This is a genomic window from Thiomonas sp. 13-64-67, assembly GCF_002282795.1.
Lineage (GTDB): Bacteria > Pseudomonadota > Gammaproteobacteria > Burkholderiales > Burkholderiaceae_C > Thiomonas > Thiomonas arsenitoxydans.
The window spans coordinates 1-4,346 of sequence record NZ_NCKP01000106.1 but is presented as its reverse complement, the minus strand read 5'-3'; the positions used below and the strand labels follow the sequence as shown (position 1 = coordinate 4,346).

Annotated in this window: 3 protein-coding genes, 1 tRNA gene and 1 pseudogene; 1 reads left to right on the top strand and 4 read right to left on the bottom strand. The window is 59.2% G+C overall.

Annotation, left to right across the window (positions count from 1 at the left end; genetic code table 11):
- The 4 genes and pseudogenes from B7X30_RS15105 to B7X30_RS15090 all read right to left on the bottom strand — a co-directional run.
- Window positions 1-473: pseudogene (locus B7X30_RS15105) on the bottom strand (hypothetical protein); the annotation flags it as partial.
- A gap of 221 nt (window positions 474-694) precedes the next feature.
- Window positions 695-771 (bottom strand) — tRNA-Met (locus B7X30_RS15100).
- A gap of 31 nt (window positions 772-802) precedes the next feature.
- On the bottom strand, window positions 803-1,588 hold the full coding sequence (locus B7X30_RS15095; RefSeq protein WP_286731702.1) for an enoyl-CoA hydratase: 786 nt from the start codon (window positions 1,586-1,588) through the stop codon (window positions 803-805).
- A gap of 215 nt (window positions 1,589-1,803) precedes the next feature.
- Entirely contained in the window at window positions 1,804-3,681 is a 1,878-nt protein-coding gene (locus B7X30_RS15090; protein ID WP_286731700.1) for a M61 family metallopeptidase, read from the bottom strand.
- Between the two features lie 161 nt (window positions 3,682-3,842).
- Here B7X30_RS15090 and B7X30_RS15085 point away from each other — a divergent pair.
- Window positions 3,843-4,346: EAL domain-containing protein (locus B7X30_RS15085; protein ID WP_286731698.1), on the top strand; the 504-nt coding region annotated here is incomplete at its 3' end.

The following is a 4,346-nucleotide window of genomic DNA, read 5'->3' as shown; positions in this document are numbered from 1 at the left end:
TTTGCCTTTTTTGATATGGTAATATTCTCAAAAGGGTTTTTGTCAAAATAATACTGGTTGTTTATGGCAAAATTAAACAAGTCTTTTAACATTGATAGTTTTTTATTTATTCGCAATGCTGAAAGATTTTGTGCTATCAAGCGAGTTTTATAAGCTGTTGCTTGCTGAATGGTATAAGAATTAAAATCACCATCAATAAAAAAACTCAAAAATTCTTCATAGGTAGATTTTTTTTCTTCAATTGTTTTAACTGAATTATCAAGTTTCTTTTCTTCTAAATAAATCTTATAGACTTCGGAAAAAGTCTTATTTGCTTTTTGTTTTGATGATAATTCTTCTATTCTTTTTTGAATAGATGTTTGACCCTCCCGAGGTGTCAATAAATCCTTAATAAAAGAATAGTCTTTTTCTTCAACATTCTTAAATTGTATGCCATTTGGCAAAACAACATCTAATTTTTTAATCTTGTCCATGTGAATTAAAAGATTAGTTAAATGTGAAAAAAACAAGGCTTTATCAAGGTCTTTTGTTTTTAAAGACCTTTTTACTGTTCTATTGCTTTCAGTTGTTCGGAGATAGTACGTTCCGTTCCTATCTCGGTACAGATGGTTAGCAGTTCGCATAGTTTCATATTGTGAAATCTTGGCGAAACTGCACCACTGAATTGCACCACCGAAAAAGGAAAAAGCCCTGATGGTGGCGCTTCAGGGACTCGAACCCCGGACCTGCGGATTATGATTCCGTCGCTCTAACCGACTGAGCTAAAGCGCCAACACGCAAACAAGCCGCGCAGTATAGCGCATCATTTGTTCGTGAAAAGCGGTTTTCGTTTTTCCAGGAAAGCCGCCATACCCTCCTTCTGGTCGGCCGTAGCGAACAGCGACTGAAACAGCCGACGCTCGAAACGCAAACCTTCAGACAGCGACGATTCAAACGCGCGGTTCACGCTTTCCTTGGCCATGAGCACCGAAGCCTGCGAGAAGCTGGAAATGGTTTCGGCCATCGCCACGGCCTCATCGAGTGTCTGCTGCAGCGGCACGACCCGCGCGACCAGGCCGCTGCGCTCGGCCTCATGCGCGTCCATCATCCGGCCGGTGAGGATCAGATCCATGGCCTTGGCTTTGCCCACGGCGCGCGTCAGCCGCTGGGTGCCGCCGGCGCCGGGAATGATGCCGAGCTTGATTTCGGGCTGGCCGAACTGGGCGTTGTCGGCGGCGACGATGAGATCGCACATCATCGCCAGCTCGCAGCCCCCGCCCAGCGCGAAGCCGCGCACCGCCGCAATCACCGGCTTGCGGATCTGCATCATCGCTTCCCAGTTGCGGGTGATGAAGTCCTCCGCGTAGCTGGCGGGAAAGGTCTTTTTCGCCATGGCGGTGATGTCGGCCCCGGCGGCGAAAGCCTTGTCGCTGCCGGTGACGACCATGCAGCCGATGGCCGGATCAGCGTCAAACGCCTTCAGCGCGTCGCCCAGCGCGTCCATCAGGGCGTCGTTCAGGGCGTTGAGTTGCTTGGGGCGATTGAGGGTGATGAGGCCGACGTGGCCTCGGGTTTCGGTGAGGACGACGGCGTCGTCAGGGGTCTCCATGGGCATCTCCTAAAGGGGCGTTTAACTCAGATTTTCCATTAGGACACGGGATGATGGTGCGGCGGATTGGGGATGGATTTGGCCCGGCGCGACAAGCTCATAGCCGAAGCTATGGGCGCGAAGCGCGGGGGCAAAGACGCCCCAATCCGCCCGCCAGCGCCCGTGTAGGGCGAAGCCTCGCCTAATGGAAATTCTGGGTTTAAGAGCATTGTGCGTCACAGTGCGGTGCCCATCCAGGCGCTCAGACGTTGGCGCTGCGCGGTGCGCGGCTTGTCGGCTACGCGCAGTTGCACGCGGCTGTCGGGCAGCGCAAACCAAGGCGTTTCGCTGTGCTGCTCCAGATCTTGCCGCAGCCAGGTGAGACGCCACACATCGCCCGCTCGGGCCTGTGCATGGCGGCGCTCGATCACGGCTTTGCGCGCCCGCTCGCCGTCCAGCATGAGCAGCAGATCGCCAGCGGCCAGCCCGGCGCGTTCGGCCCAGCCGCCGTTGCGCACGCGCTGCACGGTGAGCCAGCCGCCCGCCTGTTCCTGCGCAGCCAGCCCCAGCGCGTCGAGCGGAGTGTCTTCTTGCGAGGCCCATTGAATGCCGAAATCAGCGAACTGCGTCTTGACCGGGGGCAGTTCAGTGCCGTGAACATGGCGGCGGAAGAAGGCGCGCCAGTCGAGGCCGCTCACTTCCTTGAGCAGCGCGGGCAGGGCGTCTTCGGCCACGCCTTCGGCGCGCAGCGGCGCGTCGGCGCGGCCATAGCGCGTCCACAGCCGACGCATCACGTCGTCCAGCGTGGCCGCGCTTTCGCGGCGCAGCCGCAGGTCGATGGACAAGGCGACCAGCGCGCCGAGCTGGTAGTAGCTCACCGTGGCGTTGGCGGTGTTTTCATCGGGGCGGTAATACTTGGTCCAGGCATCGAAGCTGGCCTCGGCCACGCTTTGAACCTGGCGCCCGGGCGTGCGCAGCACCGCGCCGAGGGTGCGGGCCAGACCGTCGAGGTATTGCTGCGGCGTGATCAGCCCCGCGCGCAACACCATCAGATCGTCGTAATACGCGGTGAAGCCCTCGAACAGCCACAGCAGAGTGGTGGGGTTTTCGGCTTGAAGGTCGTAAGGCGTGAAGGCCTGCGGCTTGATGCGCTTGACGTTCCAGGCGTGGAAGTATTCGTGGCTGCACAGGCCGAGAAAGTCGCGATAGTCGCTGTGGGCGCTATGGGCGCTGTCGGTGTCTTGCAGGCGCGGGTGCGGCAGGCTGCGGCGGGCGCACATCAGGGCGGTGCTGTCGGCATGTTCCAGCCCGCCGTAGCCCTCGGCGGTCGGTGCGACCATGAACAGGTACTCGGCAAACGGTGCGCGCTTGCTGCGGGGCTCGAACAGGGCGATCTGCGCACTGCAGATGCGCTTGAGGTCGCGCGCCAGCCGCCGGGTATCCACGGTGTCGTGCGGCTGATTGCCCAGGGCGATGACCATGGCATGCGGGGCCCCGCCCGCACTGAACTCCAGCCGCAGCAGTTCGCCCATTTCAACGGGATGGTCGATCAGTGCGTCGTAGTTTGCCGCGCGTCGGCTGCCGAAGCCGTTGGCGTCGCATTGAACCGCGGGCAAGGTAGTGGCCACTGTCCAGTGCGGCGCGAAGTCGGGGCAGGCGAGGGTGACGGTGTGCGGCTGCTGCTCGCGTCCAGCGGCTGCGAGCAGCAGGCTGCTGGCGTTGAAAAAGCCGCGCTGAGTATCGAGGTAGGCGGTGCGTACCGAGAGATCGAAGGCATACACCCGGTAGCGCAGCCGTAGCGGCCCGTTGCACGGAGCGGCGCGCCAGCGGTTCTTGGCGATTTTGTGTAGTGCGATGGGTTTGTCGGCGCACCAGGCCTGCAGCTGCAAGATATGGCGGGCGAATTCGCGCACCAGATAGCTGCCGGGAATCCAGACCGGGAGCCAGAACTCCTGCCCCGCTGGTTCCGGGTGGGGCAGGTCGAGCTCGACCAGAAACTGGTGCGCGAGTGCATCGGCAACCGATACCCGGTAGCTCGGGCCGGTCTGCGAGCTGTCGGGAGGGGCTTGGACAAGGGCGGCAGTACGGGAGCGAGGTGAGGCAGAGGAGGTCATGGTGTCGTGCGCTGGCATCGATCGGGCGCGTTGTTGTCAGAGAGCACGGAATTTGTAAGTCCGGATTTGAACGTTTCAAAACCCATGCTAACCTGCCGGAAATATTCAGGCTTGGTCCTTTCAACAACACTCTTCAACAACGATTGAGCGGCACCTTCATTGTGGAACGCGACGTTTTTTCTGAAATTGCCGCACATGCGGGAGCGGGGGCTCCGGCGCTGGTTTATCAACCGCAGGTGAGTTTCCCGGCGGGGCAGGTCATCGGGCTGGAGGTGTTGTTCCGCTGGCGCGCGGAAGATGCGCCGAAGCGGCATTCCCCGCTGATGTTTCTGCCGCAACTGACCCCTGCACAGACCAGTGAGCTGTTTTTCTGGGTGATGGAAGAAGCCATCTCCGAGGCGCGGGTGCTGTCCAACTGGACGGGCTGGAACGGCTACATCTCGGTCAATATCGAGGCCGATCAGATCGGCGATCCGGCCCTGATCGAGCACATCAGCAGTACCCTGCAGCGCTACGCCTGGGCGCCCGAGCGCCTGATGGTCGAAGTGACCGAGCGCCGCGCCATCCCAGCGTTTCCCAGTGTGGCGCGCAATGTGCAGTCGCTGCGCAAGTCGGGCGTGCGGGTGGCGATGGACGATTTCGGCGAGGGCTACGCCTCGTTCGAA